The 23990-nt window shown below is 71.4% G+C and carries 22 protein-coding genes; 15 read left to right on the top strand and 7 right to left on the bottom strand.

The window, feature by feature from the left end:
* Window positions 1-24: 24 nt before the first annotated feature.
* Window positions 25-1527: a M15 family metallopeptidase gene (locus tag B7K22_RS01280; RefSeq protein WP_144276187.1), complete on the bottom strand. Its 1503-nt coding sequence runs from the start codon at window positions 1525-1527 to the stop codon at window positions 25-27.
* 289 nt (window positions 1528-1816) lie between these two features.
* Between B7K22_RS01280 and leuS the strand changes: the two genes are divergently transcribed.
* The 5 genes from leuS (at window position 1817) to holA (ending at window position 9442) form a co-directional block, all read left to right on the top strand.
* On the top strand, window positions 1817-4321 hold the full coding sequence (gene leuS, locus B7K22_RS01275) for a leucine--tRNA ligase (RefSeq protein WP_234983255.1): 2505 nt from the start codon (window positions 1817-1819) through the stop codon (window positions 4319-4321).
* A gap of 38 nt (window positions 4322-4359) precedes the next feature.
* Window positions 4360-5223, top strand: coding sequence for a DegV family protein (locus tag B7K22_RS01270; RefSeq protein ID WP_084037990.1), 864 nt, complete (start codon window positions 4360-4362; stop codon window positions 5221-5223).
* 103 nt (window positions 5224-5326) lie between these two features.
* Window positions 5327-6106 carry a ComEA family DNA-binding protein gene (locus B7K22_RS01265; RefSeq protein ID WP_159448712.1) on the top strand — a complete coding sequence of 260 codons (780 nt, stop codon included), beginning with the start codon at window positions 5327-5329 and terminating at the stop codon, window positions 6104-6106.
* The gene (locus tag B7K22_RS01260; RefSeq protein WP_084037988.1) at window positions 6103-8454 is read left to right on the top strand and encodes a ComEC/Rec2 family competence protein; all 2352 of its coding nucleotides are present in this window, start codon (window positions 6103-6105) and stop codon (window positions 8452-8454) included. The genes B7K22_RS01265 and B7K22_RS01260 overlap by 4 nt, the downstream gene beginning before the upstream one ends.
* Window positions 8455-8458: 4 nt before the next feature.
* Window positions 8459-9442, top strand: coding sequence for a DNA polymerase III subunit delta (holA, locus tag B7K22_RS01255; protein ID WP_084037987.1), 984 nt, complete (start codon window positions 8459-8461; stop codon window positions 9440-9442).
* Window positions 9443-9582: 140 nt separating this feature from the next.
* Here the strand turns inward: holA and rpsT are convergent, their stop codons facing one another.
* The 3 genes from rpsT to B7K22_RS01240 form a co-directional block, all read right to left on the bottom strand.
* The gene (gene rpsT / locus B7K22_RS01250) at window positions 9583-9843 is read right to left on the bottom strand and encodes a 30S ribosomal protein S20 (protein ID WP_084037986.1); all 261 of its coding nucleotides are present in this window, start codon (window positions 9841-9843) and stop codon (window positions 9583-9585) included.
* A 72-nt stretch (window positions 9844-9915) separates the two neighbouring features.
* The gene (locus B7K22_RS01245; protein ID WP_234983254.1) at window positions 9916-10434 is read right to left on the bottom strand and encodes a type II toxin-antitoxin system PemK/MazF family toxin; all 519 of its coding nucleotides are present in this window, start codon (window positions 10432-10434) and stop codon (window positions 9916-9918) included.
* 57 nt (window positions 10435-10491) lie between these two features.
* Window positions 10492-12195 (bottom strand): bifunctional diguanylate cyclase/phosphodiesterase, encoded by a 1704-nt coding sequence (locus tag B7K22_RS01240; protein ID WP_159448711.1) that lies wholly within the window; start codon window positions 12193-12195, stop codon window positions 10492-10494.
* A gap of 148 nt (window positions 12196-12343) precedes the next feature.
* On the opposite strand from B7K22_RS01240, the gene lepA reads away from it, so the two are divergent.
* Together lepA and hemW are read left to right on the top strand one after the other, a co-directional pair.
* Complete coding sequence (gene lepA / locus B7K22_RS01235) at window positions 12344-14197, top strand: translation elongation factor 4 (protein WP_084037984.1); 1854 nt, start codon at window positions 12344-12346, stop codon at window positions 14195-14197.
* A gap of 32 nt (window positions 14198-14229) precedes the next feature.
* Window positions 14230-15396: a radical SAM family heme chaperone HemW gene (hemW, locus tag B7K22_RS01230; protein ID WP_084039616.1), complete on the top strand. Its 1167-nt coding sequence runs from the start codon at window positions 14230-14232 to the stop codon at window positions 15394-15396.
* A 58-nt stretch (window positions 15397-15454) separates the two neighbouring features.
* On the opposite strand, the gene B7K22_RS01225 is transcribed toward hemW, so the two are convergent.
* The 3 genes from B7K22_RS01225 to B7K22_RS01215 all read right to left on the bottom strand — a co-directional run bounded on the left by B7K22_RS01225 (window position 15455) and on the right by B7K22_RS01215 (window position 16801).
* Window positions 15455-15931 carry a DUF4870 domain-containing protein gene (locus tag B7K22_RS01225; RefSeq protein WP_084037983.1) on the bottom strand — a complete coding sequence of 159 codons (477 nt, stop codon included), beginning with the start codon at window positions 15929-15931 and terminating at the stop codon, window positions 15455-15457.
* Between the two features lie 92 nt (window positions 15932-16023).
* Window positions 16024-16428, bottom strand: coding sequence for a DUF4870 domain-containing protein (locus tag B7K22_RS01220; protein WP_084037982.1), 405 nt, complete (start codon window positions 16426-16428; stop codon window positions 16024-16026).
* Window positions 16421-16801, bottom strand: a complete 381-nt coding sequence (locus tag B7K22_RS01215) for a DUF4870 domain-containing protein (protein ID WP_159448710.1) — start codon at window positions 16799-16801, stop codon at window positions 16421-16423. The genes B7K22_RS01220 and B7K22_RS01215 overlap by 8 nt, the downstream gene beginning before the upstream one ends.
* An 89-nt stretch (window positions 16802-16890) precedes the next feature.
* On the opposite strand from B7K22_RS01215, the gene hrcA reads away from it, so the two are divergent.
* Genes hrcA through era form a run of 8 tightly spaced genes read left to right on the top strand, consistent with a single transcriptional unit; the run spans window position 16891 to window position 23887 of the window.
* On the top strand, window positions 16891-17907 hold the full coding sequence (hrcA, locus tag B7K22_RS01210) for a heat-inducible transcriptional repressor HrcA (protein ID WP_084037981.1): 1017 nt from the start codon (window positions 16891-16893) through the stop codon (window positions 17905-17907).
* Entirely contained in the window at window positions 17904-19040 is a 1137-nt protein-coding gene (dnaJ, locus tag B7K22_RS01205; RefSeq protein WP_084037980.1) for a molecular chaperone DnaJ, read from the top strand. Before hrcA ends, dnaJ begins: the two co-directional genes overlap by 4 nt.
* A 4-nt stretch (window positions 19041-19044) precedes the next feature.
* Complete coding sequence (locus B7K22_RS01200) at window positions 19045-19836, top strand: 16S rRNA (uracil(1498)-N(3))-methyltransferase (RefSeq protein ID WP_084037979.1); 792 nt, start codon at window positions 19045-19047, stop codon at window positions 19834-19836.
* Window positions 19837-19840: 4 nt separating this feature from the next.
* Window positions 19841-20179: an HIT domain-containing protein gene (locus B7K22_RS01195; RefSeq protein ID WP_084037978.1), complete on the top strand. Its 339-nt coding sequence runs from the start codon at window positions 19841-19843 to the stop codon at window positions 20177-20179.
* On the top strand, window positions 20176-21279 hold the full coding sequence (locus B7K22_RS01190) for a PhoH family protein (RefSeq protein ID WP_200807338.1): 1104 nt from the start codon (window positions 20176-20178) through the stop codon (window positions 21277-21279). Before B7K22_RS01195 ends, B7K22_RS01190 begins: the two co-directional genes overlap by 4 nt.
* Window positions 21276-21728, top strand: a complete 453-nt coding sequence (gene ybeY / locus B7K22_RS01185) for an rRNA maturation RNase YbeY (protein ID WP_084037977.1) — start codon at window positions 21276-21278, stop codon at window positions 21726-21728. Before B7K22_RS01190 ends, ybeY begins: the two co-directional genes overlap by 4 nt.
* Before the next feature lie 7 nt (window positions 21729-21735).
* Entirely contained in the window at window positions 21736-22992 is a 1257-nt protein-coding gene (locus B7K22_RS01180) for a hemolysin family protein (RefSeq protein ID WP_084037976.1), read from the top strand.
* Window positions 22985-23887 (top strand): GTPase Era, encoded by a 903-nt coding sequence (gene era, locus B7K22_RS01175; protein ID WP_084039613.1) that lies wholly within the window; start codon window positions 22985-22987, stop codon window positions 23885-23887. Before B7K22_RS01180 ends, era begins: the two co-directional genes overlap by 8 nt.
* Window positions 23888-23990: the final 103 nt, after the last annotated feature.

Genomic DNA, 23990 nt, shown 5'->3' with positions numbered 1-23990 from the left:
CGAGCGTGCGGTCCGTCGCGCCGGTCACTCGGCTGACGTGGTCGTCGCCGCAGGAGCCTCGATCAGGTGCTCGAGATGCCAGGGTTCCGGCTTGGACCCCACCGGGGACGCCCACCGGGGGAGCGCCCATCCGAAGCTGGGTGCATTCGCGACGAGCCACGAGTAGGCCTGTCCGGCGAAGCCTCCGGGGATGCGGCTCCCGTCGAGGTCGATGGCCGCGCCCCACCCGTGCATCGACGTGCCTGGCGTCGCTGCCAAGTGCCCGTGGCGCGCCTTCGCGAGCCACTGCCCGGCGAGATCGCGATACCCATCGGTGATCGGCACGTCGACGCCGAACCGCGCCGCGAACGCCTCGTTGAGAAGGGCGAGGTCGGCGGCGGCGTGGCACGCGAGTGACGTGCCGGGCTCCCACGCCACGTCGCACAGCGTCGATGCGGGGAGACGCCCGTTGAGGAGTCCGTCCGGTGAGAACGCAGCACTGCGTTTGCCGAGCGCATCCACGAGCGACGGTCCGCGCGCGAGCGTGACGCCTGACTCGTGCGCCGCCATCAGGAGGGAGGCGAGCGCGCCGCGACTGATCGGCTTGCGCAGCTCGGCGTCCCCGGCGGCATCGGGCATGGGCACGTCCACGCCGACGGAGGTGAGCCACTCGGCCGCGTCTGCGAACTCGGAGCGGGCGGTGACGGGATCGAAGCTCAGTCCTCGCGCGAGCACGACGACGGGCCCGTCGGCAAGGTGATGGACCGCGTTGGCGGCCTCGCCCGTCGAGACGACCACGTCCGGGCCGAAAGCGCCGTCGTCGTCGCCGAGGGCTACCCCGCGCAGCGTGAGCCAGGTGATCTCTGCGAAGCGCTCGTCGCGCGGCTCCACATCGTCGAACGACGTCTCCTCGGTGCGGTGGTGCAGCGGCAGGCCGGCGGCACGGTAGAGGAAGGCGGCGAGGTCGGCCCGCGTCGCTTCCCGGTCCGGGTCGAACGTGACCGACTCCTCGGCGAGCCCCCATCCGAGTCCGGCGCCGTGTGCCGCGAGCCACTCGATGGCTCGCGCATGCGCGGAGAACGCGGGGTCGGTGGGGTCCGTCGAGACGTCCTCGAAGGTGGTGCGCGGCGGTCGAGGGACGCCGCGGGGGGCCGATGCGCTGTCGCCTCCGCGGGCGGCGCCCGTGGATGGCTGCGGCTGCGGCTGCGGCTGCGGCTGGGGCGCGGGGCTTGCGGCGCCTCCGGGCGGGGGCGTGTCAGGCGGTTCCGTCGTGGTGGAGGGAGAGGGGGTGGCTCGCGGGCCGGCCGGCGTGGGGTCCGATGGCGCGTCCGGTGATGGCGTGGCGACGGGTGGCGTCGTCGTCGGCGGGGGCGGCGAGGTCGCAGGCGCCGGGGTCGGGCTGGGCGATGCGGCGGCCGCCGGCTCGCGATCGGGCGTCGGCGTGGTCGCTGGCGCCGATGCCGCAGACTCGGGCGCCGGCGGCTCCTCGACCTGGGAGTGTGAGGTGGTGCCCGCCCCGACGACCGCGACGGCGGCGAGGCTGAGCACCGCGATCAGCCTCGATGCCGCGGGGCGCGCCGGACCGCGCTCACGCGCTCCCATCGTCGATCTCGACAACCGCATCGGCCGTTCCCATCCCGGCGACGCATCGCGCCGCCGCCTGCACGCGGGTGCGATCGGGCACTCGCGTGGTGCCACCCGTCCAGCATCACACGAGAGGTGCAGGTTGTCGCTGTGAGGGGCCGCCGCTGATGCGCCCAGAGCGGGTGGCGTGGCAGCCCTCTGGCCGGCCGGGCCGCCGGATTCACGCGCGTGCGTGCGCCGATAGAATCCTCTGGTGACTTCCGCGAGCCCCGAGACCGACGCGACCCGCTACGACTTCCGAGCGATCGAGGAGCGCTGGCTGCCCGAGTGGCGAGCCTCCCAGCCGTTCCGCAGCGGCGACGGCACGGATGGCCGTCCGACCAAGTACGTGCTCGACATGTTCCCGTACCCCTCCGGCGACCTGCACATGGGCCACGCCGAGGCCTATGCGTTGGGCGACGTCATCGCCCGGTACTGGGGACTGCGCGGCTTCAACGTGCTGCACCCGATCGGGTGGGACTCGTTCGGACTCCCCGCGGAGAACGCCGCGATCCAGCGCGGCCTCGATCCACGGGGCTGGACCGAGGACAACATCGCTCAGCAGCGCGCGTCGATGGAGCGCTACGCATGCTCGTTCGACTGGGACCGGGTGCTCGCCACGCACCGGCCCGACTACTACCGCTGGAATCAGTGGCTCTTCACGCGGCTCCACGAACGCGGGCTCGCGTACCGCAAGCACAGCAATGTGAACTGGTGCCCCAAGGACCAGACGGTGCTTGCGAACGAGCAGGTGGTGGCGGGGCTGTGCGAGCGCTGCGACACGCCCGTGACCAAGAAGAAGCTGAACCAGTGGTACTTCAAGGTGACCGACTACGCCGACCGGCTGCTCGATGACCTGGACACGCTCCAGGAGACTTGGCCGTCGAAGGTGATCGCGATGCAGCGCAACTGGATCGGGCGCTCGACGGGCGCGGACGTCCAGTTCGCGATCGAGGGCCGGGACGAGCCCGTGCATGTGTACACCACGCGCCCCGACACCCTGTTCGGAGCGACGTTCATGGTGGTCGCGGCCGACTCCGACCTGGCGGCCGAGCTGGTCGAAGGCGCCGATGCGCGGGTCGCGTCCGAGTTCTCGACGTATGTCGAGCAGGTCAAGGCGGCTTCGGAGATCGACCGTCTCAGCACCGAGCGGCCCAAGACCGGCGTGTTCCTCGAGCGCTACGCGATCAACCCCGTCAACGGCGAGCGGATCCCCATCTGGGCCTCTGACTATGTGCTCGCCGACTACGGCCACGGCGCCGTCATGGCCGTGCCGGCCCACGACCAGCGCGACCTCGACTTCGCTCGCGCGATGGGGCTTCCGGTACGCGTGGTCCTCGACGTCCCTGGCGAGGACGGCACCTCGCTACCTGACCCTGCCGAGTCCGGGGTCGCGACCGCAGGCGACGGCAGGCTCGTCAACTCCGGCTATCTGGACGGGCTGTCGAAGTCCGATGCGATCGCTGCTGTCGTCGAGCGCCTGGCCGCTGACGGCGTGGGCGAGGCGGCGACCAACTACCGCCTCCGCGACTGGCTCATCTCGCGCCAGCGCTACTGGGGCACGCCCATCCCGATCGTGCACTGCGACGCCTGCGGCGAAGTGCGGGTGCCGGACGACCAGCTGCCGGTCGAGCTGCCGCCGGCCGAGGGGCTCGATCTCAAGCCCAAGGGGACGTCGCCGCTCGGCGCCGCGACCGCGTGGGTCAACACCACCTGCCCGAGCTGCGGTGGCCCTGCCACGCGAGACACCGACACCATGGACACCTTCGTGGACTCGTCCTGGTACTTCCTGCGCTACCTGTCACCAGGCAAGACGGACGGGCCGTTCGACCCGCAGGACGCCAAGCGCTGGGCGCCCGTCGACCAGTACGTGGGTGGAGTGACCCACGCGATCCTGCACCTGCTCTACGCGCGCTTCTTCACCAAGGCGCTGCATGACATGGGGATGATCGACTTCGAGGAGCCCTTCAGCGCCCTGCTCAATCAGGGCATGGTGCAGATGGACGGCTCCGCGATGTCGAAGTCGCGGGGCAACCTCGTGCGTCTGTCGGAGCAGCTCGACGAGTTCGGCGTCGACGCGGTGCGCCTGACCATGTCCTTCGCCGGACCGCCTGAGGACGACATCGACTGGGCGGATGTCTCGCCTGCTGGCAGCGCGAAGTTCCTGGCGCGTGCGTGGCGGCTGGCGCGCGACGTGGACTCGGCTCCGGGGACGGACCCGAGCACGGGAGACGCGGCGCTGCGGTCCGTGACGCACCACACGGTCCACGACTGCGCCGGACTGGTCGAGGGCTTCCGCTTCAACGTCGTGGTCGCCCGAGTCATGGAGCTCGTCAACGCCACGCGCAAGACCATCGACTCCGGAGCCGGCGCTCAGGACCCCGCCGTCCGCGAGGCCGCAGAGGCCGTGGCGATACTGCTCAGCATGTTCGCGCCGTACGCCGCCGAGGACATGTGGGCGATGCTCGGGCACCAGAACGTCGCGCGCGCGCCGTGGCCCACCGTCGACGACTCTCTCCTGGTCGAGGAGACCGTCACGTGCGTGGTGCAGGTGAAGGGCAAGGTTCGCGATCGTCTCGAGGTCCCGCCAGGGATCGCCGAGGATGAGCTTCGGGAGCTTGCGCTCTCCGCCCCCGGGGCGGTGCGCGCGATCGACGGGGCAGAGGTCCGGATGGTGATCGTGCGAGCGCCCAAGCTCGTCAACATCGTCACCGCCTGAGCCGCCGCGCACCCCAGCGCGTGAGTAGTGTCGGAGCCATGACCGGTCCAGTCGCCGTCGTCACCGACTCGGCGGCCTCGCTTCCGCCAGCCCTGGCAGCGAAGTGGGGTGTGCGCGTGGTGCCGCTGCACGTGATCATCGACGGTGAGACGCGGCTCGAGGGTGAGCAGATCTCCTCGGACGAGGTGCTGGAGGTCCTGTCGTCGGGCGGAGACGTGTCGACCTCGCAGCCGTCGATCGGTCAGTTCGACGAGGCCTTCGCCCAGGCCGCGCGCGACGGCGCCTCCCACGTGGTCGCCGTTCTGATCTCCGCGAAGATGTCCGGCACTGTCGGGGGCGCACAGGCCGCCGCCCACCGGGCGGGCATCGACGTGACGATCGTGGACAGCGCGACCTTGGCGATGGCCACCGGGTTCGCGGCACTTGCCGCCGCTGCCGCCGCCCGACGCGGTGCCGGCGCCGCCGAGGTGGCGGACGCGGCTCGGGCGGTCGCGCGCACCTCGGCGTGCATCTTCACCGTCGACACCCTGGAGTACATGCGCCGCGGCGGCCGGGTCTCGCCCGCGATCGCCGCGGTCGGCAAGGTGCTGGGCGTGCGTCCCGTCCTCGCGCTGCAGGACGGAGAGGTCGCCATGGTGGAGCGGGTCCGATCGACTCAACGGGCTCGCGCCGCCGTGCTCGCGCGCGCCGAGTCCGCGGTCGGGCGCATGGCGAGGCCGGCCGCCGCCGTGATGGTCCTGGGCGAGGGTGAGTTCGGGGACGAGGCCGCACGCGCGCTCGAGTCCCGATTCCCGCACCTGGCGATGCTGGTGCGGACTCCCGTCAGCGCGGTGCTCGCGTCCCACACGGGTCCTGGCACGCTCGCGGCCGTGGTCGTCGATCTCCCGGAGGACGTCGCCTAGGCGAGGTCACGAGGGAGTCCCCAGCCTTCTCCCGCGGGATGCTCTCCACAGACGCCGAGGCATGCCTCCTCGCGACGGGAGGCGGGGCCCTACGGTGACGGGCATGGACACATCGCCGCACCGCGACGCGGCCTCCTCGCACCCCGGCGCCACGTCGGACGGTGAGCGCGACGAAGGCCTCGCTCACTGGCGTGAGAGCGCCGCGCGCGCCGCCACCCGAGCCTACGAGGCCGCCTATGGCAGGGAGATCCCCGATGAGGCCCAGGGCGTGCGCTGGCGCCTGGGAGGTCGCGCCACCGCCGCCGCGTGCCTCGCGATCCTGGTCGCCGGCATCGTCGGCTGGTGGCTCACGCAGCGCGTCTGGGCCGAGGTGCCTCAGGGTACCGAGAGCCAGATCGAGGCGAGTGTTCTCGCGACCGCCGCGTCGTCGGCGTCGCCGGTCGAGGGCCTCGCCTCGGTCGTCGGCGGAGGGGCAGAGGCGCCCGACGCCGTGCTCGTGCTCCAGGTGAGCGGGGCGGTGGCCGCTCCAGGGCTGGTGGAGGTCGCGGCGGGCTCACGCGTCGCCGATGCCGTCGAGGCCGCGGGCGGACTCACGGCCGATGCCGACCTGGGCGCCGTGAACCTCGCGAGAGAGGCCGTCGACGGGGAGCACGTACGGGTGCTGGCGATGGGAGAGGCGAGCGAGGCCGACGGACTCGTGCGGCTCAACAGCGCGGGCCCATCGGAGCTCGAGGCGCTGCCCGGCGTCGGGCCGGTGCTCGCCCAGCGGATCGCGGCCGACCGGGACGCGAACGGTCCGTTCGCGTCCCTCGACGACGTCCAGCGTGTCAGCGGCGTGGGACCTGCGCTCGTTGCGGGCTGGGAGGGCGTCGCGGAGCTGTGAGCACCACCCACGACGCCCGGCTGTTCCTGGCTGCCGCGGCGGCGTGGGGCTGCGCCGCCGCGGTCGCCACGGGACACAGTGTTGCGGCCACGGTCGTCGTCGGAGCGCCGCTCCTGGTCGGAGTCCTGGCCGCGATCGTCCTCGCGAGGGAGCGCATGCGCGGTGGGCGATCGCGCCGCGCAAGCCCCCGCGCGGCGGGCGTGCGCCGCCGCTGGGGCGGCGTGCTGAACCAGGCCGTCGTCGTCGCCGTGTCGGCCGCCGCCTCCTGCGCCGTCGCCTCCGCTGACGCGCTTGCGGAGGCGGCGAGCGCATCGGCGATGGCCTCTGCTCGAGAGGTCGAGGCGACGGTCCGCGTCGCCGGCGATCCGCGACCGCAGGGAGGCGACGGCGGTTGGATGGTGCCCACCATCGTCACCGGGTGGCGCGCCACCTGTTCCCGCGAGCCGTGCGCCGCGGGAGCCGGCGGGGAGCTCACCGTGGTGCTGGCCGAGCCGGCGGGGCGTGGCGAGCGCGTCGTCGTCCGCGGCGTCGTCGATGCGAAGGAGGGGCACGAACCCGTCATGTGGCGTCCGGAGACGGTCGCGCGCGAGCCCCCCGACGCCCTGACGCGATGGAGGCGCGCGTTCGCGGACGCCACGGCTGGCCTCGACGTCAGCGACAGGGGACTGCTGCGCGGGATGGTCATCGGCGACACCAGCGCGATGCCGCCGTCCCAGGTGGCGGCGATGCGGACGGCCGGCCTCGCGCATCTGACGGCGGTGTCGGGAGCGCACTTCGCTGCGGTCCTCGGCGTCGTCACGTGGGCGCTCGGCTCACTCGCGGCGGGCCGCAGAACGCGGGCATGCGTGGTGCTCGGCGTGGCCGTGTGGCTCGCCGCGATCGTGGGCGGCGATCCGTCGGTGGTGCGCGCGCTGGCGATGGCGGTCGCCGTCGCCCTCGGCCTGGCCTGGGGGAGACCCGCGCGAGGCGCGGCGGCTCTCGCGGCGTCGGTGGCATGCCTGGTCGTGCTCGATCCGTCGCTCGCCGCGTCGTTCGGCTTCGCCATGTCGGTCGCCGCGGTCGCCTCGATCGTGCTGTGGGCGCCGGTGATCGCGCGGCGCCTCGCACGCTGTCTCCCTCCGCGGCTCGCTCGGGTCACGTCGGTGCCCGTGGCCGCGTACGCGGCGGTGCTGCCCGTGCTCGTCATCATCGACCCCGCGATCACGCCATACGCCGTGCCGACGAACGTCCTTGCCGGGGCGGCCGTGCTGCCGGTCATGGTGATGGGCATCGCCGCGCTCGCGGTCGCGCCCGCGAGCGTCGAGGTGGCCGCGGGGCTCGCCCATGTCGCCGCGGTGCCCCTCGGTGCGATCGATGCGCTGGCGACGGCGGCAGCTGAGGCGCCGGGCTCGCGGCTGGCCTGGCCGCCCGGCTTGGGAGGCGCCGCGCTCGCGGCTGGCGCGGTCCTCGCTGCGGCGGTGGCGACCGGCGTCGAGGGGACTGGAGCAGCCCGCCGCGTTCGACTGGCAGCCGGCATCCTCGCCGTCGCTCTCCTCGCGGGCGGCCTCGGCGCGCTCAGCTGGCCCTGGATGCGCGGCAACGGCGTGCCGCTCAAGAACTGGGACATCGTCGCGTGCGACGTTGGCCAGGGCGACATGCTGCTGCTGCGGGCGGGTCCGAAGCAGGCCGTCGTGATCGACACGGGACCGAGGCCCGGCGCCGCACGGGCATGCCTCGAGCAGCACGGCATCTACCGGGTCCCGCTGCTGATCGTGACGCACTCGCACGCTGACCACGACGGCGGAGTCGCGGGCGTGCTCGGCGCCGCGCGCGTCGACCAGGCATGGGTGGGAGCGGGCAGCGTGCACAGCGCCGCGACGCGGATGCTCCAGAGCGAAGCGGTGACGGCCTCGGTCCCCGCGCCCGGCGCCCACCTCACTGTCGGCACCGTGACGCTCGCCGTCCTCTCGACGCTCCATGCAGAGTCCGACGCGGGCGCCAACGACGCGAGCATCGTCGTGCTCGCGCAGGCCGACCAGGCCACGGTGCTCGCGCTCGGCGACCTCGAGTCGCCTGGGCAGGCCGCGCTGGCCTCCGCGCTGCCGTCAGGGGTCACCGTCGACGCGGTGAAGGTCGCCCACCACGGGTCGGCGGATCAGGATCCGGGGCTCGCCGCTCTCATCGATGCCGAGCTCGCGCTCGTCACCGTGGGGGAGGGCAACCGGCACGGCCATCCCACGCAGCATGCCCTCGCGCTCTACGGCGCGGGGGCGCGCATGCTGAGGACGGACACGTGCTCTCCGGTCGCTCTCGCACGCGAGGGCGACACCCTCACGTGGACGCCGTGTCCGTCGGGCGTGGGACGCTAGTGCCATGCCGCCGCGCTCTCGTGCCCCCGAACCCACCTGGCATCGCGCCAGCCCCGCACCACTGGTGCTGGTCAGCGGACCGGAGACGCTGCTCGCGGCGCGCGCCGTCGAGCGCATCCACCATGCGATGGGGTCGGGCATCGCGGTCACCACGCTGGACGCAGGCGCCTACACCTCCGGCGCGCTCCTCGCCGCTGCCAGCCCATCGCTCTTCGACGAGCCCGGGCTGGTCGTGGTCGAGGGCGGCGAGGCCATGAACGACGCGTTCCTCACGGACGCGCTGGCGTACGCCGCCGCGCCGGAGTCCGATGTGGTGGTCGTGATTCGACACGGTGGGGGAGTCCGCGGCAAGCGCCTCCTGGACACGCTTCGCAAGGCGTCCGTGCCCGAGTACACGTGTCCCGCGGTCAAGCGCGAGACCGAGTTCGCGGACTTCGTGGCGGCCGAGTTCGAGCGCGCCAAGCGGCCCGTTCAGGCGGGTGTGGTGCGCAGGCTCGTCGACGCCGTCGGCCAGGACCTGCCGGAGCTCGCTGCAGCGTGCCAACAGCTCATCGGCGACGTCGACGGGACCATCACGGAGGAGGCGGTCGCGCGCTACTACGGCACCCGCGTGAATGCGACGGCGTTCTCCGTCGCGGACGCCGCCATCGCAGGCGATGCGCGCGAAGCGGTGACGCTCGTGAGGCACGCGCTGGCCGCAGGGGTGGATCCCGTTCCCCTCAACGCCGCGCTCGCCGCCAAGCTGCGCGTGCTCGCCAAGGTGGGCGCCTCGCGCGGCCGAGGCCTGGACCCGACTCGCGATCTCAACCTCCCGCCGTGGCAGGTCGACCGAGCGCGCAGGGAGCTGCGCCGCTGGAACGCCGAGACGCTGGGCGAGGCCATCGAGGTCGTGGCTCAGGCCGATGCGGAGATCAAGGGCGCCGGGCGCGCGCCTGCGTTCGCCCTCGAACGCGCGGTGCGGACCGTGGCGCAGCTGGCTGGCGGCTGACGCGCTGCTCGGAGCCGCGCTCGCGGCACCGAGACATCCCCGAGGCCGGCGCTGGCGCGTCCGCATATGCAGAAGCCCCGAGCCTCGCTCGGCGCGGTGGGCGCCGGGGCGATGTCGGGGCTAGTGCTGGGGGAAGCGGCTCAGAGAGCGGCGACCTGCTTGGCGAGCGCGGACTTGCGGTTCGCGGCCTGGTTCTCGTGGATGACACCCTTGGAGACGGCCTTGTCGAGCTTGACGGTCGCGGTCTTGAGAGCCGCCTCGGCGGCCGACTTGTCGCCCGCGGCGACGGCCTCGCGCACCTTGCGGACGTTGGTCTTGAGCTCCGACTTGACGGCGACGTTGCGCTGGCGAGCCTTCTCGTTGGTGCCGATGCGCTTGATCTTGGACTTGATGTTGGCCACGTGGAATCCTTCTTCAGTGGTGAAAGTTCGGTCAGTGCGGCGCGAGCGCGCGCTCACACACGGCTTCCCATCCTACCAGTGATGGAGCCGTGTGAGCGAATGTGCTACCGAATCGAAGCGAGCGCGTGGCAGCACCGCTCCCTCGCGACGGATCGCCGAGGGGTCGACGCGCACGATCCTATCGAGCCGCACCTCCGAGGGACGACGCCTGCTGTCCCACGCTCCGGTGCCGATGTCCTGCCAGTGGCGCCCCCAGCGGGCCTCGCGAGCGGCGTCCAGATCGTGATCCTTGCTGGTGAGCTGCAGGCCGAGCAGCCAGGGCCCGTCCGTGCCGATGAGCAGCACGGGGCGATCCTTCCCGCGCGAGTGGTCCTCTTCGAACGGGACCCAGGTCCACACGATCTCGCCCGGGTCGGGACTGCCGTCGGGGCGCGGCGAGTAGCGAACATCGACGCGGCCCGAGAAGTCACCGGGGTAGGAATGTGAGGCCGCCCTCGGCCGCGGGCGGCGCCGCTTGGCGCGCCGCGTCGCACGCGCCGCCGCCAGGCCGACGGCGATGGCTGCGGCTACGGCGAGGATCAACGGCTCCACGCGCTGACCTTAGCGCGAGCACCCCGCCATGACGCCGGTCGCACGGCGCAGCCGAGCTCAGGACGCGGCGGCCGGATCGCGGTGCAGCAGCGAGCCCAGGTGAGCGATGCCAGGGCCGTCGAAGGACACGTCCTGCGCCGGCACGGGATGTCCGAACAGGAAGCCCTGCCCGAGGGCCCAGCCGTGCTCACGAGCTCGGCGGAACTGCGCCTCCGTCTCGACGCCCTCGATGATCCCGTACATCCCGAGGCCGTCGGACAGGCTCGCGATCGCCGTGCTGATCCGGTCGCCGGTCGCGCGGTCGCCCAGCCTCAGGGTGAACTCCCGCGCGAGCTTGAGCCCCGCGACGGGGTTCTGGAGGATGGAGGACAGCGCCGAGTAACCGGTGCCGAAGTCGTCGAGGATCAGGTCGACGCCCATCGATGCGAGCGCGGCGAGGTCGCTGTTGGCCGCCTGCGTCGCGAGCAGCATGCCCGACTCGGTGATCTCGAGTCCGAGTCGCGAAGGGTCGACGCCGGTGTCCTCGAGCGCCGTGCGCACCACTCGGGTCAGGTCGGCGCCGCCGATCTGCCGGGTCGACACGTTGACCAGCACCTTGCCGTCGAACTCCGGGTGCGCCGCGATGAAGCGGCAGGCCTCGTGGATCACGTACGCACCGAGCGGCACCACGAGGTTCGCGTCCTCGCAGATCTCGATGAAGTCCTGGGGCAGCAGCAGCCCCCGATGGGGATGCTGCCACCGGACGAGCGCCTCGAACGCGACGGTCTGGCGGGTGCGCATGTCCACGACCGGCTGGTAATGGACCACCAGCTCGCCTTCATGGATGGCCGTGCGCAGCTCGGTCTCGATCGACAGGCGGACGATCGCGCTGTCGCGCATGCCCGAGTGGAACAGCGCCACCCGGTTGCGTCCGGCGCGCTTGGCGCTCGACATGGCGAGGTCGGCGTTGCGCACCAGGGTCTCCGCCGTCATGTCGGGCTCTGCCATCGCGAGGCCGGCGCTCACGGTGGGCACCATCTGATGGCCGTCGATCGTCAGCGGAGCCTGGATGGCCGCCATCACCACCGCGAGCAGGCCCTCCGCGGCGCTCTGGCCGGCGATGTTCTCGAGCACGATGACGAACTCATCGCCACCGAGTCGCGACACGGTGTCGACGGGACGCACCGCGTCGCGCATGCGCCGCGCGAGGGCTACAAGCATGCGGTCGCCCGCGTGGTGGCCCAGGGAGTCGTTGACGAGCTTGAAGTGGTCGAGGTCGAGGAACAGGCACGCGACCGTGGAGTCGGCGTGCGCGTGGCGGGTGAGCGCGTGCTGAGTGCGCTCGAGCAGGAGCGACCGGTTGGGCATGCCCGTCAGGTGATCGAACTGGGCGCGGCGCTCGAGGAGATCCTTGGCCTTGCGCACCTCGGAGACGTCCTCGACCTGGACGAGGCAGCGCAGCGGCGCAGTGGCGTCACCGATGCGCGTGACCGTCGAGCGGGTCCACACGATGTCACCCGACCTGTGGACCAGCCGCGCCTGAAGCTGGAAGTAGGGAAGCTCACCCGCGGCGAGGCCCTCACGCAGGTCGGCGTCGCGGTCGGCGTCGTCAGGGTGGGTGAGCGCGCCCATGGAGACACCGGCCATCTCCTCCGGCACGTAGCCGAGGATCGCGGCGAAGGAGGCGTTCGCCTCGTCGATGAGCCCGCGCTCGTCCACGAGCGCCATGCCGATGGGTGAGCTGCTGAACGTCTGTCGGAAAAGCTCGTCGTCGTGCCTCACGTGCCCGCCTCCTGGGGGACCGTCCTCGCGGCGGGCCATCTCCGCCGTCACCAGGGTCTATCGGCATGTTCGGCTGTCGCATGAGGGTGGATGGGGACGTGGGATGATGGAGTCTGCCTTGTCACCTGACCGCTAGGGAACTCCGCCTGTGTCTTCCGACCCCCGCATCGAGCCTGCCGCGACGGCGCCGGAGCTGATCCGCAACTTCTGCATCATCGCGCATATCGATCACGGCAAGTCCACGCTCGCCGACCGCATGCTCGGCATCACGGGCGTGCTCGAGGCGCGCCTGCAGAAGGCGCAGTACCTGGACCGCATGGACATCGAGCGCGAGCGCGGCATCACCATCAAGTCGCAGGCGGTGCGCATGCCGTGGGAGGTGGGTGGCACCCCGCACGCGCTCAACATGATCGACACTCCTGGTCACGTGGACTTCACCTACGAGGTGTCGCGCTCACTGGCCGCCTGCGAAGGCGCGATCCTGCTCGTGGACGCCGCGCAGGGGATCGAGGCGCAGACCCTCGCGAACCTGTACCTGGCCATGGAGAACGACCTGGTCATCATCCCGGTGCTCAACAAGATCGACCTGCCGTCGGCCGACCCCGACCGATACGCTGCCGAGCTCGCCCAGCTGATCGGCTGCGAGCCGGAGGACGTGATGCGCGTGTCCGGCAAGACGGGCGAGGGCGTCGAGGCGCTGCTCGATCGCGTGGTGCGCGACATCCCGGCCCCAGTGGGCGACGCGACCGCGCCCACCCGCGCGATGATCTTCGACTCCGTCTATGACACCTATCGTGGCGTCGTGACCTACGTGCGCGTGGTCGACGGATCCCTCAAGCCCCGCGAGAAGATCGCCATGATGTCGACGCTCGCGACGCACGACCTGCTCGAGATCGGCGTCATCAGCCCCGAGCCCAAGCCCACCAAGGGCCTGGGCGTGGGCGAGGTCGGCTACCTCATCACGGGCGTGAAAGACGTGCGACTGTCCAAGGTGGGCGACACCGTCACCACGGCGGCGCGCCGCGCGGAGACCTCGCTGGGGGGCTACCGCGACCCCAAGCCCATGGTCTACTCCGGCCTGTTCCCGCTCGACGGCTCGGACTTCCCGGTGCTGCGCGACGCGCTCGACAAGCTCCAGCTCAACGACGCCTCCCTGGTCTACGAGCCGGAGAGCTCGGTCGCGCTGGGATTCGGCTTCCGCTGCGGCTACCTGGGGCTGCTGCACCTCGAGATCGTCCGCGACCGCCTCGAGCGCGAGTTCGGCATCGAGCTGATCTCGACTGCGCCCAACGTGGTCTACGAGGTCGAGATGGAGGACGGCAAGGTCGTCACCGTCACCAACCCGTCGGAGTTCCCCGGCGGCAAGATCGCCCAGGTGCGCGAGCCGGTGGTGAAGGCGTCGATCCTGGTCCCGAGCGAGTTCATCGGCACGGTCATGGAGCTGTGCCAGGAGCGCCGTGGCCAGATGGGCACCATGAACTACCTGTCCGAGTCGCGCGTCGAGATGCACTACACGCTCCCCCTCGCCGAGGTCGTGTTCGACTTCTTCGATCAGCTCAAGTCCCGCACGCGCGGCTACGGCTCGCTCGACTACGAGCCCGCCGGCGAGCAGGTCGCCGACCTCGTCAAGGTCGACATCCTGCTCCAGGGAGAGCCGGTCGACGCCTTCAGCGCCGTGGTCCACAAGGACGCGGCCTACCAGTACGGCCTGTCGATGGTGACGAAGCTCAAGGACCTCATCGATCGCCAGCAGTTCGAGGTGCCCATCCAGGCGGCCATCGGCGCCCGCGTCATCGCGCGCGAGACCATCCGCGCGATCCGCAAGGACGTGCTCGCCAAGTGCTACGGCGGTGACATCTCGCGCAAGCGCAAGCTGCTCGAGAAGCAGAAGGCCGGCAAGAAGCGCATGAAGAACATCGGCTCGGTCGAGGTTCCGCCAGAGGCCTTCATCGCCGCCCTGTCCACGTCCGACGACGGCTCGGACAAGGGCAAGAAGAAGTAGCGGTGCCCCCCGCACAGGCGGTCACGGCGCCGATGCGCGACTTCGGCGTCTACGTCCACGTCCCCTTCTGCGCGGTCAGGTGCGGCTACTGCGACTTCAACACGTACGCGCCAGGCGAGGGCGAGTTCTCCTCGCGTGGCGACTATGTGGGCGCGGCGCTGGCCGAGATGGCGCTGGCTCGCGAGGCGATGGGTGACGATTCTCGCCCTGCGAGCACGGTGTTCTTCGGCGGCGGCACCCCCACCATGCTCGACGCTGGCGCCCTCGCGGCGATGCTCGGCGGCATACGCGAGTCCTGGGGGCTCGCCGCCGATGCCGAGGTGACCACCGAGGCCAACCCCGACTCGGTGACGCCCGCGTCACTGGCGACCCTCGCATCGGCCGGATTCACCAGGGTCAGCTTCGGGATGCAGTCGGCCGTCCCGCACGTGCTGGCTACCCTCGAGCGCACGCACCGGCCCGAGAACGTCGCCAAGGCCGTGGCGTGGGCGCGGGAGGCGGGGCTCGCCGTGAGCCTCGACCTCATCTACGGCACGCCGGGAGAGTCGCTCGCCGACTGGCAGGCGAGCCTCGACGCGGCCATCGCGCTCGAGCCGGACCACGTGAGTGCCTACGCGCTGGTGATCGAGCCGGCGACCCGCATGGGCCGTCAGCTGCGCGCGGGCGAGATCGAGCCCGTGGACCTCGACACCCAGGCCGACATGTACGAGGCTGCCGACGCGCGGCTCCGGCACGCGGGCTACGCGTGGTACGAGGTCTCCAACTGGGCGCGGTCGCCCGACCAGGCCTGCCGGCACAACGTCGCCTACTGGACCAGCCAGGACTGGTGGGGCATCGGGCCCGGCGCACACAGCTACCTGGGCCCGCGCATCGGCGACAGCGGCGAGGCCGTCGATGCGATGCGGTGGTGGAACGTGAAGCTGCCCCGCGCCTACGCCGCACGACTCGCGGCGGGCGACAGCCCTGCCGCAGAGGTCGAGCCGCTCACCGACGACGATCTCGCCCTTGAGGCCGTGATGCTGCGGCTGCGGCTGGCCGAGGGCATGGCTGTGGCGGACCTGCCCGCGCGGCGCCCAGATGCGATCGCAGCGCTCGTCGCCGACGGCGTGCTGGACGGTCGCGCGGCGCTCGCTGGACGTCTGGTGCTCACCCTGCGGGGTCGCCTGCTCGCGGACGCGGCCATCCGCGCGCTGACCTGACGACGGCTGGACTGACGCGCGGCCCTCGTCGCGGCGCGCGGCGACGGGCCGGTGTCCGCTACTTCACGAACGGGATGATCGCAGGCACGCGGTAGTACTCACCGCGATGCGCCCTGACACCGGCGACGATCGAGATGATCAGGGCGTACACGCAGTACAGGCCCCACAGGGGCACCGTCACGATCAGCCCGACGCCGAAGAACAGGGCGCCGATGACGAACGCTGCGACACCCGACACGAGCACCGTGAGCTGAAGGTTGAGGTTCTGCTTGCCGTGGAAGTCGACCAGGGCGCTGCGCTCGCGGTAGATGAGCCACAGGATGAGGGGGACGACGAAGCCGAGGAAGCCGAGGCTCAGCACCATGGCGGCTGCCGCGATGATGTGGATCAGCATGGACCACGTGCGGGCCTCCGACTCGAGCATGGGCTGCGGAACGTACTGCGCTGCGCTCGCTGGTGTCGGCGACGGCTGTCCGGCGCGGGGCTGCGCCGGCGCTGGCTGGTCAGGCTGGGGCACGGACTGGTTCTCGCTCATGGTCCCCAGAGTCGCAGAGACGACGGGGGCCCGTCATCGGCCAGCAGGCCGATGACGGGCCCTGATGTGCGTCAGGGAAGTGGCTCAGGGGGTCACTTCACCAGGTCGATCGTGAAGGGGTACTTGTAGGGCTGACCCTTGTTCGCGGCAACGGCGCCCTGGATGCCGAAGATCAGTCCCACCGCCACGGCCGCGAGCCAGATCAGCGTGCCGAGGAGCCAGCCGATGAACGGGATCACGCCGAGCACCGCGGACACCACGTACGCGATCGTGATCAGGATCGAGAAGTTCAGCGCCTTCTTGCCCTCCGCGTCCACGAACGGGTTCTGGTCCTTGCCGATGAGCCACACGATCAGCGGGATGAGGAAGCCCGTCACCACCGTCGCGTGCGCGACCGTCGCCATCGTGTTGTCGTTCGAGCCCGACGGCTGCTGGCCCTGCGGCTGGCTGGGCTGCTCGGGCGGGGGTGGCGGGGGCATCGTGCTGTCGTCAGTCATGGTCTCTCACCACTTTGATGTCGTAGGGATAGGACGCTGGAAGGCCCCGTCGCACCGTACGGAAGGCCTGGTAGCACAGGACAACCGCGACGACGAGGACTGCCAACTGTGCCAATGTACCGACAAAGCCCACCAGTGGCACGAACATTCGCACCACGGTCGCCACCGCCATCAGGGCCAGGACGAGGACCCCGAAGTTGGTCGCCTTGGCCGCCTCTCGAGCCGCCCTCGGGTCGTCGCCGCGCCGCGCGAGCCACACCACCCACGGGATCACGGGGCCGACGACGGCTCCCAGGTGGGCGATGCCCGCCGCCCGCGAGTCCGTGTCGTCGTGCGATGCGAACGTCACCTCCGCCACCTCCTGGTCGCCCACGGTACCCCCACCGCTCGCGTTAGAATTAGCACTCGGGCCACACGAGTGCCAGGTCGACCAGTGGACGAGCGGCAGCGAGAGGAGAGGCAGTGAGCGAAGACCGTCGCCGCGCCGTCCTGCGCGCGATCGTCGAGGGCTACGTCGCGACCTCGGAGCCGGTCGGATCGAAGGCACTCGCGGACGCGTCGTCGCTCGGCGTGTCCTCGGCGACCATCCGCAACGACATGGCGGCTCTCGAGGAGGAAGGGCTCATCGCCCAGCCGCACACGAGCGCGGGCCGCATCCCCACGGACGCCGGCTACCGCTCGTTCGTCGACAACCTCGCCGCGACCGCGCTGCACGACCCTCACAAGCGCGCCATCCAGACCTTCCTGTCGGACGCCGTCGACCTCAACGACGTGGTCGAGCGCTCGGTCAGGCTCCTCAGCCAGCTGACGCGGCAGGTCGCCGTGGTGCAGTACCCGAGCCTGCGTGAGTCCGCGGTGCGGCGGGTGGAGCTCGTGCGCATCGGCGCCGACCGCGCCCTCGTGGTCGTGGTGTCGGCGGATGCGCGCGTCGAGCAGTCGACCGTCGCGCTCGGCGAGGCCGTGGGCGACGAGGAGTTCGAGCGAGTGGCGCGCGAGCTCAACGAGGCCTCGGTGGGGCACACACCCGCGGCACTGCTCACCTCGCTCACGAGCTGGGCGTCGCGCCCCGGCCAGGTCTCGTGGGCGACCTCGATAGCCGACGCGGTGGTCGCCGCCGCTCGCGGCGGCACCGTCGAGCGCGTCGTCTTCGCCGGGGCGGCCAACCTCGCTCGCGCGGGCGCGGACTTCGAGTCCGACGCGATCGGCTCGGTGCTCGATGCCCTGGAGGAACAAGTGGTGCTGCTCCGGCTGTTGCATGAGATGGCCGCCGAGGGCCAGGACATCGCCGTGCGCATCGGCGCGGAGACCCGCACCGATGCGCTCGCGCGCACGTCCGTGATCGCGGCGGGCTACGGCCCGAGTGGGGACGCCGCGTCCCTGCTCGGAACCTTGGGCCCCACCCGCATGGACTATCCAGGGACGATGGCCGCCGTGCGTGCCGTCGCCCGCTACCTGTCGAGAGTCGTGGAGAACGAGTGAAGGACTACTACGCCGCCCTTGGCGTCGACCGCAATGCCTCCGAGGCGGACATCAAGAAGGCCTACCGCAGGCTCGCCCGCGAGTTGCACCCCGATGTCGCCGGCCCGGAGTCCGCCGATCGCTTCAAGGAGGTCGCGGCCGCCTACGAGGTGCTGGGAAACGCCGAGAAGCGCTCGCAGTATGACCGCGGGCACGACCCCCGCAGCCGCTCGGGAGCGCAGCAGGGGGCCCAGGGCTTCGGCTTCGAGGACATCTTCGAGCAGTTCTTCGGGGGCGGCGCGTCGCCGTTCGGCGGCGCTGCCCAGCGTGGACCTGCGTCGCGCACGCAGCGCGGCGGTGACACTCTCGTGCAGACCGCCGTGAGCCTCGAGGAGGCCGTGTTCGGCGTGAGCCGCGAGGTGCAGGTCGACCTCGCGGACGTGTGCTCGACCTGCTCCGGCACGTGCTGTGCGCCGGGAACCTCGCCGCAGCAGTGCCGCCAGTGCAACGGCAGCGGAGTCATCCAGCGCACCGCTCGCTCGCTGCTCGGCCCCGTCATGACCCAGTCCCCGTGCCCGGGGTGCGGCGGCTACGGCACCATCATCGCGAGCCCGTGCCCCGACTGCTCGGGCCAGGGCCGCACGCACTCGCGCCACACGATCACCGTGGACATCCCCGCAGGGGTCGAGACTGGTACCCGCATCCGCCTGGCGAACGCCGGCGACGCAGGCACCGGCGGCGGACCCAAGGGCGACCTGTATGTCGAGATCCGCGAGAAGGCGCACCCGACCTTCGAGCGCCGCGGCGATGACCTGCACTGCACGCTCGAGGTGCCGATGACCGCTGCCGCTCTTGGTGCGGTGATGGCCGTGGAGACCTTTGACGGGGAGCAGAGCGTCGACATCCGCCCCGGCACTCACGCCGGCACCACCGTGAAGCTGAAGGGTCTGGGCGTGGGGAGGCTGCAGCGCTCAGGCCGCGGCGACCTGCTGGTCCACCTCGACGTGCACACCCCGACCGAGCTCGACTCGGAGCAGGAGGAGCTGCTGCGCAGGCTCGCGGAACTGCGCGGCGAGGAGATGCCGGCCGCGAGCCTCGCGCCCATCGGCGGGGGGGTCTTCTCCCGCCTGCGCGACGCGTTCAAGGCGCGCTAGTCACGTGAGCGCTCCCGTCTTCCTCAGCCCCGAGGCGGCCGATGCGCGGGTCGGCGACGTCGTCGACGTCGCGGGCGACGAGGGTCGCCACGCCGTGACCGTCCAGCGCCGCGGTGTGGGCGACCTGGTGGACCTGATCGACGGCGCAGGCGCGCGAGCCACCGGCGAGATCGTCGAGGCACGCGACGGCCGCATGCGGGTGCGCGTCGACGCCGTGAGTCGCGACAGCGAGCCCGAGGTGGTGCTCGTGCAGGCGCTCGCGAAGGGCGGGCGCGACGAGCAGGCCGTCGAGGCGGCCGTCGAGCTGGGCGCCACGCGCATCGTCCCGTGGCAGGCGGCGCGGTCGATCGTCCAGTGGCGAGGACCGAAGGCCGCGAAGGCAAGGGACAAGTGGGTGTCGCTCGTCATCGCCGCGACCAAGCAGTCGCGCCGGGCGCGGCTCGCCGAGGTGGGTGAGCTCGTGACGACGCCCCAGCTCGCCGGCATGGTGAGCGATGCCGTCGCAGCGGGACACAGGGTGCTCGTGCTCCACGAGTCCGAGACGCGGCCCCTCACCTCGTTGCGGTGGGAGGATCCGCGCCAGCGGGTGTGGGTCGTCGTCGGGCCCGAGGGCGGCATCTCCGACGACGAGCTCGCTCAGCTCGCTCGGGCCGGAGCGGAGCCGGTGGTGCTCGGTCAGCATGTGCTGCGGGCGTCGAGCGCGGGCCCGGCCGCGATGGCGGCGTTGGCCGCGACGCGCGGCACCTGGTCACGCCAGGACGGTACGGACACGCCATCCGCCGGGGGCCTACGCTAGCCGTATGAGTGACGACTGCCTGTTCTGCAAGATCGTGGCCGGGGAGATCCCGGCCGACATGGTGCTGGAGAACGACCACGTGGTCGCGTTCCGCGACATCTCGCCCAAGGCGCCCACCCACGTGCTCGTCGTGCCGCGCACGCACGCCGCCAACGTCGCGGCCGTCGCCGCATCGGCGCCGCACGAGCTCGCGGCGATGGCCGTCGCGGCGCAGCAGATCGCGGACGACCAGTGCGGCGGCGAGTACAAGTGGGTCTTCAACACCGGCGCGAGCGTCGGGCAGACGGTGTTCCACGCGCACGGACACGTGCTCGGGGGAGAGCTGGAGGAGAGCATCGTATGAGCGCGAACCGCGTGGTCGTCATCGAGGATGCCGCCCGCATGCCGGAGCTGATGGGCTCCGGCGACACCGTGATGAAGGAGATCGAGCGCGCCTTCCCGGCGGTCGACGTGCATGTGCGCGGCAACCGCATCTCCCTCAGCGGAGACGAGGCAGACGTCGCGGCCGCCGCGACGGCGATCGAGGAGCTGCGCTCGGTCATGGCCGCGGGCGTGCCCCTCACGCCCGACGTGGCGCGCGAGTCGGTGCGCATGCTGGGGGCCGCTCGGGGCGTGGCCGCCGCGGCCGCCGAGGCGGGGGAGAATGGTGCGGCGTCACGCCCGGTTCAGGTGCTGTCCCGCTCCATCCTGTCGAGCCGTGGCCGCACCATCCGACCCAAGACCCAGGGCCAGGCTGACTACGTCGCGGCGATCGAGCGTCACACCGTGACCTTCGGCATCGGCCCGGCCGGAACCGGCAAGACCTATCTTGCGATGGCGCAGGCGGTGGCGGCGCTGCAGGCCAAGAAGGTCAACCGCATCGTCCTCACGCGCCCGGCCGTCGAGGCAGGCGAGCGCCTGGGGTTCCTCCCCGGCAGCCTCAACGAGAAGATCGATCCCTACCTGCGCCCCCTCTACGACGCGCTGCACGACATGGTCGACCCCGAGTCGATCCCGCGCCTCATGGAGGCCGGCACCATCGAGGTCGCTCCGCTGGCGTACATGCGAGGCCGCACCCTCAACGACGCGTTCGTGATCCTCGACGAGGCGCAGAACACCACGCGCGAGCAGATGAAGATGTTCCTCACCCGGCTGGGCTTCGGCTCGACCATGGTGGTCACCGGTGACGTCACCCAGGTCGACCTGCCGGGCGTCACGCCTTCGGGGCTGCGGGCTGCCTCGTCCATCCTCGACGGGGTCGATGACATCGCGTTCTGCCGCCTGAGCGCCCAGGACGTCGTGCGACACCGCCTGGTGAGCGACATCATCACCGCTTACGAGCGTGCGGACGCGACGCGCGAGGCACCCGCGGGTCAGCAGCGCCGCTTCGATCGTCGTGACCAGCACGACAGCCACGGTCGCGAGCGCCGCGACAGGCGGTCACGTGAGGAGAGCGCCGAGTGATCGACGTCAACAACGAGACCGACGCGCAGGTCGACGAGGTCGAGTTCGCCGAGCTCGCCGCCTACGTGCTGAAGGAGATGCACGTCGCCGACGGCGCGGAGCTCGCGATCCTCTTCGTCGACGAGGCAGCGATGGAGCAGCTGCACATTCAGTGGATGGACGAGCCCGGCCCGACGGACGTGCTGAGCTTCCCCATGGACGAGCTGCGGCCCGGCACCGCCGATGAGCCCACGCCCGCAGGCCTGCTCGGCGACATCGTCGTGTGCCCGTCCGTCGCTGCCCGCCAGGCCGAGACCGCCGGCCACACGGCCGAGGAGGAGATGCTGCTCCTCACCACGCATGGGATTCTCCACCTGCTGGGCTATGACCACGCCGAGCCCGAGGAGGAGAAGGAGATGTTCGCACTGCAGCGACGCCTGCTGCTGACCTTCCTCGCCGACCGCGCCTAGAGGGCACGTGACGGCTTCGACGCAGCTCGCCCTCGCGCTGATCGGCGCGTTCAGCGTGCTCGGAGCGGCGGTGCTTCACGCCGTGGTCGCGGCCCTCGAGCAGCTTCCGCACGCGGAGGAGCGCGAGGTCGCTGCTCGTCGCAGGCCCGACGGCAGGCCCACCGCCGCCGCCCGCATCGCTGCGATCCCCTCGCAGACCGACGACGCGGCATCGGTCGCCTATGCGACGCTCGAGGCCGTGGGCGTCGTGAGCCTGACGTTCATCGTCGCGGACCTCGCGATGGCGCTCGAGTGGCCGTTGCTCGCGGTCGTGCTGCTCGCCGCGGCCGTCGCCGTCGCGGTCTCGCTCCTGCTGGTCCGCGCGTTTCCCCGCCAGCTCGCGCGAGCGCACCCGCTCAACACGCTCGGCCTCGTCTCGCCTGTCGCGTGGCTGCTCATTCGCCTCACGACCCCCATCCGCGCCGTGGTGCCTGCGCTGCAGATGCCGCCCCTCGCGGAGCCCGAGGACCTGGTCGAGCAGGCGCAGGACGCTCTCGAGGAGGAGGACGCGCTGCTGCTGCGCTCGGTCGTGAGCCTCGGCGACACCCTCACGCGCGAGGTCATGGTGCCGCGCACGGACATGATCACGATCGCGTCGGGGACGCCGGCCCGCAAGGCGATGGTGCTGTTCATGCGATCGGGATTCTCGCGCGTGCCCGTCATCGGCGACGGCGTCGACGACACCGTTGGCGTGGTCTATCTCAAGGATGTCGTGAAGCAGACGTGGGACGACGGCGCCGCGCTCGAGCATCCCGTCGACCACTTCATGCGCGAGCCCGAGTTCGTTCCCGAGTCGGTCCCGGTCGACGACCTGCTGCGCCGCATGCAGGACGAGGTGTTCCACATGGCTATCGTGGTCGACGAGTACGGCGGCGTCGCCGGCCTCGTGACCATCGAGGACGCGCTCGAGGAGATCGTGGGCGAGGTGGTCGACGAGCACGATCGCTCGGCGCCAGATGTCGAGGAGCTGGGCGGCGGTCGCTACCGCGTGCCGGCCCGGTACCCGCTCGACGAGCTGGGCGAGCTGTTCGGCATCGAGATCGACGACGAGGACGTGGAGACCGCCGCCGGACTGCTGGCGAAGGCGCTGGGCAAGGTGCCCATCCCGGGAGCGAGCGCGACGGCTCACGGTCTCGACCTGACCGCCGACCGAGTCGAGGGGCGCCGACGCCGGCTCACCGCCGTGATCGTGGCGCGCGAGAATGAGGAGCATGACGATGACTGAGACCCACCGCAGCGGCTTCGCGTGCTTCGTCGGGCGACCCAACGTGGGCAAGTCCACGCTGATGAACGCTCTCGTGGGAGAGAAGGTCGCCATCATGTCCTCGCGGCCGCAGACCACGCGCCGAGCCATCCGCGGGGTGCTGAACAGGGCCGATGCGCAGCTCGTGATCGTCGACACGCCGGGCCTGCACCGCCCGCGCACGCTGTTGGGCGAGCGCCTCAACGACCTCGTGCGCGAGACGTTCTCCGAGGTCGACGTCATCGGCTTCTGCCTGCCGGCCGACCAGAAGGTAGGTCCCGGCGACCAGTGGATCGCGCGGGAGCTTGCGGAGGCGCGCGCGCCCGTGGTCGCGATCGTCACCAAGGTGGACAAGGTGGCGCGCGACAAGGTCGCCGAGCACCTCCTCGCGGTGTCTCAGCTTGGCGAGTGGGCGGACATCGTGCCCGTGAGCTCGGTCAAGGACATCCAGATCGATACGCTCGTCGACGTGCTGGTCAAGCACCTTCCCGCGGGACCGCCGCTGTACCCGGAGGGAGCGGTCACCGACGAGCCCGAGGACGTGCGCGTTGCGGAGCTCATCCGGGAGGCCGCGCTCGAGGGCGTGCGCGACGAGCTCCCGCACTCCATCGCCGTCGTGATCGAGGAGATGGTCGAGCCGGAGGACGAGATGGCCTCACGCGACGTGCTGGAGATCCGCGCGCAGCTGTTCGTCGAGCGCGAGTCGCAGAAGGGGATCATCATCGGCAAGGCCGGGTCGCGACTCAAGGACGTGGGAGCGACGGCGCGCGAAGGGATCGAGCGACTCCTGGGCCGCCGCGTCTACCTCGACCTCCACGTGAAGGTCGCGAAGGACTGGCAGCGCGATCCCAAGCAGCTGGGGCGGTTGGGTTTCTAGCGAGCCGGCCGGACCGTTCCGGACGGGTTCGCGGGCGACATCTCACGATGAGCCCTCGCCGAGTGCCATCGGACACGGGTCACGGGCGCGTCCTCGAGAGTCG

Origin of the sequence: Demequina sp. NBRC 110053, assembly GCF_002090095.1 — a bacterium.
Lineage (GTDB): Bacteria > Actinomycetota > Actinomycetes > Actinomycetales > Demequinaceae > Demequina.
Note: the sequence above shows the minus strand (reverse complement) of the source record. Positions and strands in the feature narration are given on the sequence as shown.

Coding starts and splice junctions, on each gene's coding strand:
- B7K22_RS01270 (WP_084037990.1), top strand. CDS start 4,360: ATGACCGGTCCAGTCGCCGTCGTCACCGACTCGGCGGCCTCGCTTCCG.
- B7K22_RS01265 (WP_159448712.1), top strand. CDS start 5,327: ATGGACACATCGCCGCACCGCGACGCGGCCTCCTCGCACCCCGGCGCC.
- holA (WP_084037987.1), top strand. CDS start 8,459: ATGCCGCCGCGCTCTCGTGCCCCCGAACCCACCTGGCATCGCGCCAGC.
- hemW (WP_084039616.1), top strand. CDS start 14,230: ATGCGCGACTTCGGCGTCTACGTCCACGTCCCCTTCTGCGCGGTCAGG.
- B7K22_RS01225 (WP_084037983.1), bottom strand. CDS start 15,931: ATGAGCGAGAACCAGTCCGTGCCCCAGCCTGACCAGCCAGCGCCGGCG.
- B7K22_RS01220 (WP_084037982.1), bottom strand. CDS start 16,428: ATGACTGACGACAGCACGATGCCCCCGCCACCCCCGCCCGAGCAGCCC.
- B7K22_RS01195 (WP_084037978.1), top strand. CDS start 19,841: ATGAGTGACGACTGCCTGTTCTGCAAGATCGTGGCCGGGGAGATCCCG.
- B7K22_RS01190 (WP_200807338.1), top strand. CDS start 20,176: ATGAGCGCGAACCGCGTGGTCGTCATCGAGGATGCCGCCCGCATGCCG.
- era (WP_084039613.1), top strand. CDS start 22,985: ATGACTGAGACCCACCGCAGCGGCTTCGCGTGCTTCGTCGGGCGACCC.